The organism is Paenibacillus vortex V453, from assembly GCF_000193415.1.
GTDB classification, from domain to species: domain Bacteria; phylum Bacillota; class Bacilli; order Paenibacillales; family Paenibacillaceae; genus Paenibacillus_AQ; species Paenibacillus_AQ glucanolyticus.
In genome coordinates this window covers 354,981-368,169 of the sequence record NZ_ADHJ01000037.1, presented here as the reverse complement: position 1 = coordinate 368,169, position 13,189 = coordinate 354,981, and the positions used below count along the sequence as shown (strand labels likewise).

Annotated in this window: 16 protein-coding genes and 1 tRNA gene; 14 read left to right on the top strand and 3 right to left on the bottom strand. The window is 42.4% G+C overall.

What is annotated here, in order from left to right:
* Positions 1-5: 5 nt before the first annotated feature.
* Entirely contained in the window at positions 6-1,280 is a 1,275-nt protein-coding gene (gene odhB / locus PVOR_RS19505) for a 2-oxoglutarate dehydrogenase complex dihydrolipoyllysine-residue succinyltransferase (protein WP_006211171.1), read from the top strand.
* A 75-nt stretch (positions 1,281-1,355) separates the two neighbouring features.
* On the opposite strand, the gene PVOR_RS31080 is transcribed toward odhB, so the two are convergent.
* Positions 1,356-1,523: a hypothetical protein gene (locus PVOR_RS31080; RefSeq protein ID WP_006211170.1), complete on the bottom strand. Its 168-nt coding sequence runs from the start codon at positions 1,521-1,523 to the stop codon at positions 1,356-1,358.
* Between the two features lie 173 nt (positions 1,524-1,696).
* On the opposite strand from PVOR_RS31080, the gene PVOR_RS19500 reads away from it, so the two are divergent.
* From PVOR_RS19500 to PVOR_RS29325, 6 genes are all read left to right on the top strand, one after another.
* Positions 1,697-2,779 carry a lactonase family protein gene (locus tag PVOR_RS19500; RefSeq protein WP_006211169.1) on the top strand — a complete coding sequence of 361 codons (1,083 nt, stop codon included), beginning with the start codon at positions 1,697-1,699 and terminating at the stop codon, positions 2,777-2,779.
* A gap of 116 nt (positions 2,780-2,895) precedes the next feature.
* Positions 2,896-3,687, top strand: a complete 792-nt coding sequence (locus PVOR_RS19495; protein ID WP_006211168.1) for an SDR family oxidoreductase — start codon at positions 2,896-2,898, stop codon at positions 3,685-3,687.
* 94 nt (positions 3,688-3,781) lie between these two features.
* Positions 3,782-4,030: a DUF1450 domain-containing protein gene (locus PVOR_RS19490; protein ID WP_006211167.1), complete on the top strand. Its 249-nt coding sequence runs from the start codon at positions 3,782-3,784 to the stop codon at positions 4,028-4,030.
* 367 nt (positions 4,031-4,397) lie between these two features.
* Entirely contained in the window at positions 4,398-5,789 is a 1,392-nt protein-coding gene (gene selA / locus PVOR_RS19485; RefSeq protein WP_006211166.1) for an L-seryl-tRNA(Sec) selenium transferase, read from the top strand.
* A 29-nt stretch (positions 5,790-5,818) separates the two neighbouring features.
* Entirely contained in the window at positions 5,819-6,748 is a 930-nt protein-coding gene (gene selB / locus PVOR_RS29330; RefSeq protein ID WP_052649305.1) for a selenocysteine-specific translation elongation factor, read from the top strand.
* Positions 6,690-7,706, top strand: a complete 1,017-nt coding sequence (locus PVOR_RS29325) for a SelB domain-containing protein (protein WP_442952231.1) — start codon at positions 6,690-6,692, stop codon at positions 7,704-7,706. Before selB ends, PVOR_RS29325 begins: the two co-directional genes overlap by 59 nt.
* Before the next feature lie 9 nt (positions 7,707-7,715).
* On the opposite strand, the gene PVOR_RS30465 is transcribed toward PVOR_RS29325, so the two are convergent.
* Positions 7,716-7,811, bottom strand: a tRNA-Sec gene (locus tag PVOR_RS30465).
* A 312-nt stretch (positions 7,812-8,123) separates the two neighbouring features.
* Between PVOR_RS30465 and PVOR_RS30400 the strand changes: the two genes are divergently transcribed.
* From PVOR_RS30400 to PVOR_RS19450, 6 genes are all read left to right on the top strand, one after another.
* Positions 8,124-8,447 (top strand): twin-arginine translocase subunit TatC, encoded by a 324-nt coding sequence (locus PVOR_RS30400; protein WP_040680745.1) that lies wholly within the window; start codon positions 8,124-8,126, stop codon positions 8,445-8,447.
* A complete protein-coding gene (gene tatC / locus PVOR_RS33085; RefSeq protein WP_006211165.1) occupies positions 8,338-8,892 on the top strand; it encodes a twin-arginine translocase subunit TatC in 555 nt (184 codons plus the stop codon). Before PVOR_RS30400 ends, tatC begins: the two co-directional genes overlap by 110 nt.
* 13 nt (positions 8,893-8,905) lie before the next feature.
* The gene (locus tag PVOR_RS19465) at positions 8,906-9,064 is read left to right on the top strand and encodes a twin-arginine translocase TatA/TatE family subunit (RefSeq protein WP_006211164.1); all 159 of its coding nucleotides are present in this window, start codon (positions 8,906-8,908) and stop codon (positions 9,062-9,064) included.
* 20 nt (positions 9,065-9,084) lie between these two features.
* Entirely contained in the window at positions 9,085-9,609 is a 525-nt protein-coding gene (locus PVOR_RS19460) for a MauE/DoxX family redox-associated membrane protein (RefSeq protein ID WP_006211163.1), read from the top strand.
* An 11-nt stretch (positions 9,610-9,620) separates the two neighbouring features.
* Entirely contained in the window at positions 9,621-10,214 is a 594-nt protein-coding gene (locus PVOR_RS19455; protein ID WP_006211162.1) for a TlpA family protein disulfide reductase, read from the top strand.
* Between the two features lie 526 nt (positions 10,215-10,740).
* Positions 10,741-11,334: a hypothetical protein gene (locus PVOR_RS19450; protein WP_006211161.1), complete on the top strand. Its 594-nt coding sequence runs from the start codon at positions 10,741-10,743 to the stop codon at positions 11,332-11,334.
* A gap of 80 nt (positions 11,335-11,414) precedes the next feature.
* On the opposite strand, the gene trhO is transcribed toward PVOR_RS19450, so the two are convergent.
* Positions 11,415-12,320 (bottom strand): oxygen-dependent tRNA uridine(34) hydroxylase TrhO, encoded by a 906-nt coding sequence (trhO, locus tag PVOR_RS19445; protein ID WP_006211160.1) that lies wholly within the window; start codon positions 12,318-12,320, stop codon positions 11,415-11,417.
* Positions 12,321-12,523: 203 nt separating this feature from the next.
* Between trhO and PVOR_RS19440 the strand changes: the two genes are divergently transcribed.
* A complete protein-coding gene (locus tag PVOR_RS19440) occupies positions 12,524-13,162 on the top strand; it encodes an SGNH/GDSL hydrolase family protein (RefSeq protein ID WP_006211159.1) in 639 nt (212 codons plus the stop codon).
* Positions 13,163-13,189 lie beyond the last annotated feature (27 nt).

Here is a 13,189-nt window from a genome sequence, read left to right as displayed (position 1 = left end):
CGGCTGTGAGCGAAATTACTGTACCAGCTATGGGCGAATCCATCACCGAAGGAACGATATTCAAATGGCACGTTAAAGAAGGGGATAGCGTAAACATCGGTGATGTTCTGCTCGAGTTAGAAACGGATAAGGTTAATCTAGAAATTAGCGCAGAGTCTGAAGGCGTTGTGGAAAAAATCCTTCGTCAAGAAGGGGAGAATGTGACCATCGGGGAAGTGATCGGTCAAATTTCTCTACAGGAAGGCGTTGCAAGCGCACCGGCATCGAAGGCTGCTGAAGCTCCTGCACCTGTACAACCGGAGGCTGCACCAGCACCAGTTGCAGAAGCACCTAAGCCACAAGCTTCTGTGCCGGCCCCAAGCGAGGAAGGAGCAGGCCTGACTGCATCGCCATCCGCACGCAAACTGGCTCGTGAGCGCGGGATTGATCTGGACCAGGTACAGGGCCGCGACCCGATCGGTCGGATTTACCATGATGATGTGAAGAATCATAATGAAGCCAAGCAGCCTGCAGCACCTAGCAAGCCTGCAGCTTCAACGCCAGCACCGGCAGCATCAGCTCCGGCTGCTGAGTATGGCAAACCGGTTGAACGTACCCGCATGTCCCGCCGCCGTCAAACGATTGCGAATCGTTTGGTTGAAGCGCAGCATACAGCTGCCATGCTGACTACCTTCAATGAAGTCGATATGACAGCGATCCTAGATGTGCGCAAGCGTCGTAAGCAAGCATTCCAGGAGAAGCATGACGTAGGCCTCGGCTTCATGTCCTTCTTCACCAAAGCGGTTGTGGGCGCGCTGAAGAGATTCCCGCATCTTAACGCGGAGATTGATGGCGACGATATTGTTGTGAAGAAATTCTATGATATCGGTATCGCGGTATCCGCTAAGGAAGGACTTGTCGTTCCGGTCGTTCGCGATGCGGATCGCCTGGGCTTCGCCGAGATTGAGAAGGAAATCGGCAATCTGGCTGCGAAAGCTCGCAATAATGCGCTGTCCTTGTCTGAACTTCAAGGCGGAACATTTACGATTACGAACGGCGGCGTCTTCGGCTCGCTGCTGTCTACACCGATCCTGAATACACCTCAGGTGGGTATTCTCGGCATGCACAAGATCCAGCTTCGTCCAGTAGCCATCGATGCTGAGCGCATGGAGAACCGCCCTATGATGTACATCGCATTGTCTTACGATCACCGAATCGTTGACGGATCCGAAGCGGTTCGCTTCCTGGTAACGATTAAAGAGCTTCTTGAAGATCCGGAGTCACTGCTTCTGGAAGGATAATTATCCAAGAGAAGAGAGACTTGCATAATAAGAAGGCCGCATGGACATTCCCATGCGGCCTTCTTATATGATCTATCAGGATTTAGATTGCTGTTTATCGTCTGGCTTGGGGAGATCCCGGGGATTCCAATTCTCAGCCTGAGGTTCCACATCCTGCCGCTTCTTCACCTTGTCTCGTTGTTCCTGCGAGTCGTTCTTTGTGTCCTGATGATTGCGCACTTCTTCACTGCTTGGTTGTTTCATGGGAATACCTCCTTTTTGTCCGTATAATACATACATACCCGGAATGCCAAAAGACAAACAGGCATTAAAGACAAGCCATTTGATTTTCATATGGCTTGAAGTTAACATGGTAACTGAAAGATCTCTACATACGATATAGAGTTATCGATAAACGAGAGGAGAGATACAGTAATATGGCTAACCGATCACAGCGTACGCTGCTGTTTACAGGTGCTTATGCGGAAGAGGATCAAAGCGGTGTATGTATATATGAATTTAATGAGGACAGCGGCGAGCTGAAGCTGCTCGATGAGGTCTCCGGCATTAAGAATCCGACATTCCTCAACGTGGACGCGGATAACAGACGCTTATATGCCATTGGCGAAATGGCAGAGCAGGGAGGCAAGGCAGGCGAGGTTGTCAGTTTTGAGATTGATCCTGCTGCCGGCAAGCTGATCGAACGGAATCGCGTTCGCAGTGTCAGCAGCTCGACTTGTCATATACAGCGCGACGAATCAAGTAAGTATCTGATCGTTTCAAGTTATCATGGGGGCTTGGTAGGTCTTCTTTCTATCGATGAGGAAGGTCTAGCCGGTGAGCTGCTGGATGAGAAGAAACATTCGGATCTCGTGCCTGTGCGTGAAGCTCAGCAAGCCAGAGCGCACTCGGCATTTTACAGTCCGGATGGTAAATATGTGTTTGTGCAGGACTTGGGATTGGACAAGATTCTGTCTTATACAATTAATCCGGATACCAACGAGTTGAGCTTCCACGGTGAGACCCAGCTTGAAGAGGGGGCAGGACCCCGCCATCTGGCATTCCATCCAAGCGGAGTTTATGCTTATGTCATTAATGAACTGAATTCAAGCGTAACGGTGCTTCGTTACATCCAGGACGAAGGACGCTTGGCTGTTCTGGAGACGATATCAACATTGCCTGTGGATTTTGACGGGGAAAGCTATTGCGCTGAGATTGCTGTGTCTGAGGACGGCAAAACGGTGTATGGATCTAATCGCGGACACGACAGTATCGTTGTGTTCTCCGTACATGAAGATACCGGCTATTTAAGCCCGGTTCAATATATATCCACGGAGGGCGGCCATCCTCGCCATTTTACGCTGATGCCGGGGGGCAAGTTTATGGTGGTTGCCAACAGGGACGGGAACAATCTGGTGTTATTTAATGTAGATCCGGAAGATGGAAAGCTTGCCTTCACAGGGTATACAGTCAGTCAATCGAAGCCGGTATGCGTGAAACCAGCGGTATTCCAGCTTTAAGCTGCGGAAGAACAAGATTTGATAGTAAATTGTATGACAGCATTGGTCAGGCAAGATTCAGAGCTGGACTCCTTGGGTTATGTATAATCATGTAACTGAACAAGGAGGTTGTGGCAATGTCAACGAATCAACGTTTGGATGGCAAAGTAGCCATCGTTACCGGTGCGGGTTCCGGAATCGGCCAGGCCTCAGCCCTTCTGTTGGCGGAGCAGGGAGCTAAGCTGCTGTTGATCGATATCGATCGTGAACGCGTAGAGAAGGTGAAGAGCACCATTGAACAAGGCGGCGGCGAAGCCATAACGGGCAACTGCGATATCTCCCATGCTGAATCGCTGAAGGATTGCTTCAGCGAAGCGGTTGATAAGTGGGGCAAGATCGATATCGTGTTCGCAAACGCAGGAATAAACGGAACGAAGGCCCCGATCGAAATCATGGAGCTGGACGAATGGGATGCAACCATTAACATCAATTTAAGAGGAACCTTCGCTACGGTGAAATATGCGATTCCCTACTTAAAAGAAGCGGGGGGCAGCATTATCATAACCAGCTCCATCAACGGAAATCGGGTGTTTACCGGGTTTGGTTTCTCTGCATACAGCACAACAAAAGCAGGTCAGGTTGCTTTTATGAAGATGGCGGCTCTGGAGCTTGCACGTTATAAAATCCGGGTAAACGCGATCTGTCCGGGTGCAATCGCAACCAACATTGATCAGAGCACGATTGCCAAGCCGGAGCTGGACGAAGTGACCATCCCGATTGAATATCCGGAAGGGGACCAGCCTTTGGCAGATGGTCCGGGACAACCTGCGCAAGTGGCCCAACTGGTGGCTTTTCTGGCATCCGATGATTCCTCGCACATCACCGGCACGGAAATCTATATCGATGGTGCGGAGTCGCTCATTCATTAAATGCTGCAGTGTTCGTTCGATTTGACAAAACCGGGTCTATTCCTCATAATAAATGAACGTATTGTCAAATCGAATTGTGGTGATGAAGATGGGGATGGGAATTGTTGTTGTGGAAATATGCGACAGCAACTTGATGAGTGCTTTGGAACTTGAGCATCTTGAGGAATTGTATCCCGAAATCGCGGTCCTGCGGGCGGATTGCATGAATCTTTGCGGTCTGTGCAAGCTGCGTCCATATGCAATGGTGAATGGAAACCGTGTATTTGCGGCAACGACGGAAGAATGCGTCGAGAAGATCAAAGCTGCTATCGAGGCTGAACTGGCTGTTTTCCATGATATTTAATCGCTAGAAACAATTAAATACATGTTGATATCATCCCTTTTTGCACATAAATGTTGAAAAGTACATCTGAAACGATGACTTAACATTTGTTGGCAGAAAGGGATTTTTACATATTGCATCATAATGAAATTCGAAATAGTGTAGCAATATTCCATCTTGAAAATTATGTAGATTTTTAAGATAAGCGGTTGCTTGATATAAAAAGTATGATTATACTTTGATTCAAAAGGAATAAATTGTGAGAATAAATTTAATTATTACTATAATTTACATCAAGTAATAATTAAACCATAAGATTCCCTTCCTAGAATATATACTATAAATTGATGTAATTAAGTATTCCTATACTAAAACCAAGGAGAAATATATGATCTTTCGTTCTATTCCCTCTGTTGCCAGCCAATTAAATCATCCCATTATAAAAAATATAGTAGAAAATCATGCTGTATCATCCGACTATATCACCATATTAATAAAAAAGTATCTTGAAGAAGTTAGAAGCGAAATCGTCTCTGGACAGTTGACATCCATCTCGGAGGATCAATTGCTAAACGATCTTGTAGATTTTATTCGGAAGCGTTTAAAACCCAATATGGTTCCAGTCATTAATGCCACTGGCGTTGTTTTGCATACCAATCTAGGACGTTCTGTACTTCCGAATGCGGTTAATCAGCATCTAACAAAAATAGCCGGAAGATACTCGAATTTAGAATATAATCTTGAAACAGGAAAGCGCGGATCCAGACATGATATCGTCGAACAACTTATTACGACTTTGACGGGTGCAGAGGCAGCCTTGGTTGTGAATAATAATGCATCCGCTGTATTTCTTATACTCAAGGCAATAGCTTCAGAAAAGGAGGTTATTGTATCCCGAGGTGAAATTGTTGAAATCGGAGGATCATTTCGTATTTCTGACATCATGAAGGAAAGCGGGGCTGTTCTTAACGAAGTTGGTACGACTAACCGCACATATACGCATGACTATGAGCGAGCAATCAATGAGAATACGGCTATGTTACTTAAGGTCCACAAGAGCAATTTTGTAATGAACGGATATACACATTCTGTATTGACTGAAGACCTCGTCATGCTTGGACAGAAGCATCATATTCCGGTGTATGAGGATCTTGGCAGCGGTGTATTATACGATTTAAAAAAACACAAAATCGGCAACGAGCCGTTTATTAAAGAGATCGTCGACAAGAAAGTAGATTTGATCAGCTTTAGCGGCGATAAATTGTTAGGAGGACCTCAAGCCGGCATTATTATTGGTAGACGTGATTTAATCAATACATTAAAGAAAAATCCGCTCATCAGAGCTTTGCGACCGGATAAGTTAACTCTTGCTGCTCTAGAATCCACGCTATTATTGTATCTTGATGAAAAAAAGTTGGTAGAAGAACTACCTACACTTAGAGATATCCTGCTTACGCCACAAGAAATTAAGAAAAAGGCAGAGGAGCTTTGTGACCTACTGTTAGACGACTATAAACCATATGCTAAAATCATTCCAGATTACTCTGAGATCGGTGGCGGTTCGATGCCTGATGTAAAATTGCCATCTTTTGTTGTCGCGGTTAATTCCGATCGATTCGATGTACAGTGGTTGGAAAGAGAACTACGAAAGCATGATCCTCCGATCATTGCTCGAATTCATAAGAATGCCCTTCTTCTAGATGCTAGGACGATACAGGCGGACGAAATTGTGATTGTTGCGCAAGGATTAAACGAGATCTTTGGAACCCGTATGATTTAAAACTATTGAATAGCATTGGAGATCAAACTATGTATTATACGATTGGAATCGCTGGTCATATTAACCATGGTAAGACTTCATTAACGAAGGCTTTAACGAATATTGATACCGACCGTTTGAAAGTAGAAAAGGAAAGAAACATCTCCATTGAGTTAGGTTATGCTCAATTCTCATTATATGGTATAGAAGCATCCATTATCGATGTACCGGGACATGAAAAATTCATAAAGAAAATGATTGCGGGGGTCGCAGGGATAGACCTTGTCATCCTAGTCGTTGCCGCAGATGAAGGGGTAATGCCCCAGACGAGAGAGCATATTGAAATTCTAACGCTGTTAGGGATCGTGAATGGTCTTATTGTTGTCACGAAAATTGATAGGGTAGAACCTGAATTTCTGAATATGGTTGTGGAAGATATAAATAAGGTCGTAAAAGGCTCCATTTTTGAAGAAGTTGAAACGTTGTTTGTGGATAATATAAGAAAAACAGGGATTGATGAACTTAAGCTATCGCTACATGAGAAGTTGATAGAAATCCCGCAACGAATTTCTAACGGAGCTTTAAGATTACCGATTGACCAGGTTTTTACCATTCACGGTCATGGAGTCGTTGTAAGAGGGACGATATACGAAGGAGTTGTGAACAAAGGGGATACGTTAATCGTATTGCCACAACAATGCTCAGTAAAGGCAAAGGAAGTTCAAATACATAACTGTTCTAAAGATAAAGCTTCGGCAGGTCAGCGAGTAGCCATCAATATTGGTGGTGCACTTAAACAAAGAAAAATAAAGAGGGGCGATGTTATCGTAACATCAACCAATTTCACACTAAGTACGATGGTGGATGTGTCACTTAACTCAGTAAATCACCTTCAATATCCTGTAAAACAACGTACCCCCCATCCATTTTTATTGTGGAACAACCGAATCCTCGGGATACATTGTATTCTTCGATCGTAATGAATTACGCGAAGGCTCTGAAGTTTTGTGTCAAATTCGATTAACGAATCCGATTGTCGTTAAACGCGGCGATCGTTTTATTATAAGACGACCTTCACCTTCAGAAACCATTGGTGGTGGATGGGTTATTGGTACGGCCGGTGAAAAATATCGATTTGGTGAAGAAACGATTCAGAAGTTATTGCAACAAAGAGAAGCAAGTTCGGAAGAAAGAGTATTAGATGTATTATCAACAAAAAAATGTTTGGATAAAAATGAAATAAGTAAATCGTTGTCAATTAGCTGTGATCAGATCAACGAGATATTAAATGGGATGATAGACAGCGATCAAATTGTTGAAATCGAGCCTGGTTTTTTCACTTCTAAGGAAGTTTATAATGATGCAGGATCCCAGGTAAAGTTTGAAGTGCATAAATACCATGAATTAAATCCTTTCCGAATCGGGATAAGCAAAGCAGAGTGCATTCAAATTTTGGAAAGAAATTTTCCTAAAAAACTAATTGAGGCGGTTATAAACAAGGAAATAGAAAAGAGAACCATTGCAAGGGAGCAGCACATCATTTATTTGACAGATTTTGAGCCTCATATCCCGAAAGAACTTGTGTCGAAATTTGACAGAGTTTTAGACAATTTAAAGCATGATCGGATGGAGGTGAAGGAATGGGGGGAATACTGCAGAAGTGAAAATGTCCATAGTCGATTTGAACATGAATCATATCATTTCATGATTACGAAAAAACTGGGTTATCCAATAGGCGATAAACAACTTATTCATTATGAAACTTTTGATGATCAATTTAAATTACTATATCACGCAACAAAAAAACAGCCATTTTCTCTGCAAGATGCAAGGGAAATCTTAAGTATGCCAAGAAAAAATCTAGTTAAGTTTCTCGAACTTCTGGACTTCTTACAATTTACCAAGAGAGTAAAAGAGATCCGAAAATGGACATTGTGAATGAGTTAATGGCGAGACTGTGTGGGAATCGAACCCACCGGAGATCCAATAATCTCCCAAAAGGTTTTGAAGACCTAGAGGAACACCAGTAACCTAGCCAGCCTCAAATAACTAATTTTGGAATCTTATTATACAACTATATATTCACATTATCAAGCATAGTCTACCGATCAGAGTTTGTATTTCAATTTCATATTTAGGCAATCATACTTTTTGAGCTAATGGTCCTATTTGAAAGAATTATTAATATAACTATAATTGATATACCAAGTAAATATTTGGGCTATATTTCTTTTATTTGGATATTTTAAAGGAAATTGAAATGACATGCTGGAAGGAGGGAGACTAAGTCAAATTCCGTCGGCGTTTCGTCTTTAGCAATCCGAATACTATTACTCGTAATACTTGGGAGAGAAAATGTTAAATGAAATTGAAAAGATAAGCGCTATTGAAGAACCTCGTATTTATGATAACGATTCTAAGAAATTTATTGAACATTTTTATGAGCTTCGAAAGAGATTACTTTATTTCGTAGCTGCATTTTTAACGAGTTTAATCATTACGTATTTTACATCGCCTTATGTTGTGAATTTGTTGCAATCGTCAGCAATTTCTCACGAAATTGAACTAAATGTTTTTAAAGTCACGGAATCTGTTTCTATCTATGCTAAAACGACTGCTCCTTCAAAGCGTGTGTTTATCATTTCCAATCTTAATTATGCAATTGTTTCTTTTTATTAAGCCGGCAATTAGCAAGAATATCACAAAAGGCTTTATAGTGTTCTCAATTATCGTATCTATACTCTTTTTTCTTGGAGTGCTTATTGGCTATTACTTCTTGACACCATTTTTGTTTTCATTTTTTCTGGGTGTTACCGAGGATCTGAGTATGAATACGATGTATAACTTCTCCGATTACTTTCAGTTTGTATTTATGATCTGTTTATTGACCGGATTAATACTGGAAATCCCCGCATTTATGGTTTTTTTAACTCATCTAGGAATCATATCCCCGACTACCATTAAGAAATTTCGTAAATTTTTATATCCCATCTTTTGTATAACTGCTGTTGTTTTAACTCCACCTGACTTTATTTCGGATATTACTGCCATGATTTTATTAATCTCTATTTTCGAAATTGGGCTAGCATTGTGCGCTTTTTTAGAAAATAAACGGAAGAACTGAAAGGGGAGAGGTTATGTTTAATCAAATCGGCGTCCCAGGCATTATTCTATTGTTGATTCTTGGCCTTGTCGTATTTGGGGCGAAGAATTTACCGTCAATGGGAAGATCGCTAGGCTCCGCTGTGAAAGAATTTAAAGAAGGGATTTCGAGTAAAGAACCTAAAGATCAATAAAATCGAAGGGAACTATATTTATGTTAGAGCTAGCGGGCAGCATATTAAAAGTTGTATTTTTCTTGATTTTTTTAATATCCTCGGTACCAAAGCTTGCCAACATAAAAAAATTCGTCGATGGCGTCATCGAGTATAGAGTCGTTCCAAGGAAATTATCTGTCATGTATGGTTATACCCTGCCTGTCATCGAACTGTTTGCTTCAATTTTGATTATATTTCACAGCAGTTCCTTCTACGGCTTTATGATGACTTTGTTGCTGCTGGTCAGTTTTCTTATCGCGGATATCATGGTTATCAAGTCAAAACGATCCGTTACATGCTCATGTTTCGGAAACTTCTTGGAAAGCCAAGTGGATATTTTTTCGTTGTACCGTAATGGTGCCTTAATCGTATTGAATGTTTTGGCAATAGGAGTAACATGGTCTCAACATTCTATATACTCAGCAGCATCATTGGTATTAGGTATAGTTATAGTCTTTATCTACTTTCTTTCGCAGAAAATATGGAATGATTATAAGAAAAACATGAAGCTATTAAAAGCCTAACGGGAGGGTTTATGGACATATTATTTTATTCTAATGTGCTCTTGTGGATCGTTGTGTTATTCATGTTGTTCTCATTATTTCTTCTTTATAGACAATTTGGTTCCGTGTACTTGGGCACACGTGAGGCCATTACTCGAGACGGTGTATCGATTGGGAGCAAGCTGCCTGAATTTTCAGCAAAATCGTATTTTTCAAATGAAAGAATACCGATCGATTCATTTTTTCATAAACCGACTTTGATTGCTTTTATCTCGCCTGGTTGCAAACCTTGCCAGGAATTAATTCCCGAATGGAATAAAGCTTATATGAAATATAATGAAAAAATCAACTTTGTTATTGTAGGGCTCGGGGACAAGACGTCGTTTTCCAAACTTTTAGCGGATAAATCATTGATTGGCGAACTATTATTAGATGAAGAAAGAGAGATACTAGCATCCTGCCAGGTTAGAGTTACACCGTTTGCATTTGTTATAGACGAGAATGGGACAGTCAAAGGAAAAGGATTATGCAACGGTATCGAACACATCCATGGTTTAATATCGGCACTTGAAGGTGAATCTGTGTTAGTTGAAGAAACAAATCTCCCTGAAAGGACGGTAAAATAAATGATTAAATGGCTTGAATCGGTTGATAGGTTTACTAAGGTTATGGCTGAGAACTTGGAACGAAAAGTTTCACGATCAACGTTCTTAAAAACAGTTCTTTCGACTGCTTTCCTTTCATTCGTTTCTTTCTCGGCACGTCCGGTTTTTGCGGATGGATCTTCCTCGTGGTGCCAAATTTGGGGATACGATCAATCTGCGACTTGTAATTTTCCTAACCGGAAAGCTTGTCCAGGGTGTTCAAGTTCACAATCAAGCAAATGTCCAACGGGCTATAAAGTCTCTTATGCGCATGGTTACGAATCGACAGGCTGCTGGTGCCTAGGTTATTCTTGGGGTTCCATAGCTTGTTGTGATTGTACATTAAGCGGTAACGACTCCACTCGACCATATACATCGGATTGTGGATGTGCCGTAACGATAAGATAATTAGGGGGAATTAGGCTTGGAATATGTTGAATTCATCATATTGTTATTCCTGGCTTGCACAGCAGGCGTAACTAAAGTAAGCACAAATTGAGGGCTAAATGTGACCTTCGAGGTCAGTCTTCTCGGTGAGAAGACTTTAAAAACAAGAATGAAGTGCTGGGCTAACTATTTGATGGCTTCGTCCCTTTCGGGCGCGCTATCAGGATTTTTGTATACTTTATTATTATTTGTCGTTTTCTCATGGTTGCCGTACATTCTAAAAATGATATTCATGATCGTATTAGTCGGATTATACATTCTGCATGATTTTAAAATTTTAAACTTAAAAGTCCCACAGCGGAAATGGCAAATCCCGGCATCATGGGTTAATGGACCTCCGGTTCGAAATATGTGGGTATGGGGAAGCATTCTGGGAGCGGGGATCTTTACGTATTTACCATTTATGACCTTCTATATACTGTACATCTATATTGGTCTTTTTAAAGATCCAACCGTTGGGCTGCTTTTCGGCTTTTTGTATGGTTTTTCGCGCGCAATGCCTACAATACTTTTCTCGTTGAGAAAAGAATTAGATGTGACTAAAGTTAGAAGCTTGTATAAGAATAAATCCGGGTTTTATAAATCCATAAATGGTATTGCATCCACGTTGTTCTTGATTTATTTAGTGATGGAATTGACAATGTCGCTAAAATGATAAATGTTCTAAATAAATAAGCGACCGTCCCTCGCAATTGTTAGGGACGGTCGCTTGTTATTTCTTCAGGTTACTTATAATCAGGAAGCGTTATGGCTTGCAGCCACAATCTCCTCACACTCGGTCGAGCAGCAGCTATGATGCAGCTCTTCACACTCTTCGCAGCATACATGCTGAAGATGGCAGGCATCATTATCACAGTTAATGTACCGGTCTTCAGGCTTACCGCAGTGGTGGCATTTACCGACAATAATGTCCTCGTCCGTCTGATTGATCGGCACGGAGATGCGCTCGTCAAACACGTAGCATTTTCCGTCGAACAGACGACCTTGCACTTCAGGATCTTTGCCGTAGGTGACAATCCCGCCATCGAGCTGGGCAACATCCTTGAAGCCTTCCTTAAGCATGAAGCCGGTCAGCTTCTCGCAGCGAATGCCCCCGGTACAGTAAGTCAAAATCGTTTTGTCCTTGTGTTCGCTCAGATTCTCCCGAATCCAATCCGGAAACTCCCGGAAGGACTGAACCTCTGGACGAATCGCATTACGGAAATGACCGATATCATATTCATAGTCATTACGTCCATCGATCACAATGATATCATCGCGCTGCAATTGCTCGTAGAATTGCTGAGGCGATAAGCGGGCTCCGCTGATCATGTTAGGGTCGAGCTCGTCCTCCACGCGGAAGGTCACGAGCTCTTCGCGGTGACGGACGAACATTTTCTTGAAGGCATGTCCTTCGGATGGGTCGATCTTGAACACCATATCCGCAAATAACGGGTTGGCATGCATATCCTGCATATATTGTTCCGTCTGTTCAATCGTACCGGAGACTGTCCCATTGATGCCCTCGGAGGCAACAAGAATACGTCCCTTAAGCCCAAGGTCCTTGCAATACTGCAGATGTTCATCTTTGAAGACTTCAGGGTCCGGTATCTGAACAAATTTATAATAGAGAAGGATCTGATAATTCTGTTGTTCTGACATGATTTAATCACCTGTTCTTTTTATATATTCAGCCATACGTATACCTTATAGAATTGTAGTGAATTCATTTCACATAGTCAACTTAAATGTATAGAAAGTTTGCCATGAAATGTGAATTTTGGGGTTACAAGAGCGAATGAAAGCGGTTATGATGAAGGGGTGAGCAGGAGAACACTTTCATTAAAATGGAGGCGTTAAACAGCATGGTACATATCGAGCATAATGCACTCGTATTGTTTCAAGGCGACAGTATTACCGATTGCGGTCGAAATTACGAGGAGTCGGACAGTTTGGGGCATGGATATGCACTCATGGCTGCTGCCCGGTTAGGCATGGAGTCTCCTCTGAAAAGGCTGCGTTTTCTGAATCGCGGGATTAGCGGGAACCGGGTTGTCGATCTGCGGGGCCGCTGGGAGGAAGACTGCATTGGCCTTGATCCAACATGGGTATCCATATTGGTCGGCATCAATGAAACGGGCAGGAAGTATAATCAGGGCGAAGCAACCTCCGTGGAGGCCTATTATGAAGGGTACCGGGAGCTTCTTATCCAAACCCGCGAATTAACCGGTGCGAATTTCATTCTGATGGAGCCGTTCTTGCTGCCTGTTACAGAAGCAAAGAAGGAATGGCGTGAGGATCTGGATCCCAAAATTCAAGCCGTTCGCGAATTATCACGTGAGTTTGAAACCTTATACGTTCCGCTGGATGGGATTTTTGCAGCAGCGAGTTCGAAGATGGAGATGAGTTACTGGGCACCGGATGGTGTACACCCATCGCCGGCAGGTCATGCGCTCATGGCAGAAGCTTGGTTAGCCACAATGCAGGGGCGCTCGATTCTGTAGACTCGGAGAATTTATCTTCTATATAAG

Excerpts from the sequence above, each read along its gene's own strand:
- PVOR_RS31080 (WP_006211170.1), bottom strand. The coding sequence starts at position 1,523 with ATGAAACAACCAAGCAGTGAAGAAGTGCGCAATCATCAGGACACAAAG.
- PVOR_RS19500 (WP_006211169.1), top strand. The coding sequence starts at position 1,697 with ATGGCTAACCGATCACAGCGTACGCTGCTGTTTACAGGTGCTTATGCG.
- PVOR_RS19495 (WP_006211168.1), top strand. The coding sequence starts at position 2,896 with ATGTCAACGAATCAACGTTTGGATGGCAAAGTAGCCATCGTTACCGGT.
- PVOR_RS19490 (WP_006211167.1), top strand. The coding sequence starts at position 3,782 with ATGGGAATTGTTGTTGTGGAAATATGCGACAGCAACTTGATGAGTGCT.
- selA (WP_006211166.1), top strand. The coding sequence starts at position 4,398 with ATGATCTTTCGTTCTATTCCCTCTGTTGCCAGCCAATTAAATCATCCC.
- selB (WP_052649305.1), top strand. The coding sequence starts at position 5,819 with ATGTATTATACGATTGGAATCGCTGGTCATATTAACCATGGTAAGACT.
- PVOR_RS30400 (WP_040680745.1), top strand. The coding sequence starts at position 8,124 with ATGTTAAATGAAATTGAAAAGATAAGCGCTATTGAAGAACCTCGTATT.
- tatC (WP_006211165.1), top strand. The coding sequence starts at position 8,338 with ATGTTTTTAAAGTCACGGAATCTGTTTCTATCTATGCTAAAACGACTG.
- PVOR_RS19465 (WP_006211164.1), top strand. The coding sequence starts at position 8,906 with ATGTTTAATCAAATCGGCGTCCCAGGCATTATTCTATTGTTGATTCTT.
- PVOR_RS19460 (WP_006211163.1), top strand. The coding sequence starts at position 9,085 with ATGTTAGAGCTAGCGGGCAGCATATTAAAAGTTGTATTTTTCTTGATT.
- PVOR_RS19455 (WP_006211162.1), top strand. The coding sequence starts at position 9,621 with ATGGACATATTATTTTATTCTAATGTGCTCTTGTGGATCGTTGTGTTA.
- trhO (WP_006211160.1), bottom strand. The coding sequence starts at position 12,320 with ATGTCAGAACAACAGAATTATCAGATCCTTCTCTATTATAAATTTGTT.
- PVOR_RS19440 (WP_006211159.1), top strand. The coding sequence starts at position 12,524 with ATGGTACATATCGAGCATAATGCACTCGTATTGTTTCAAGGCGACAGT.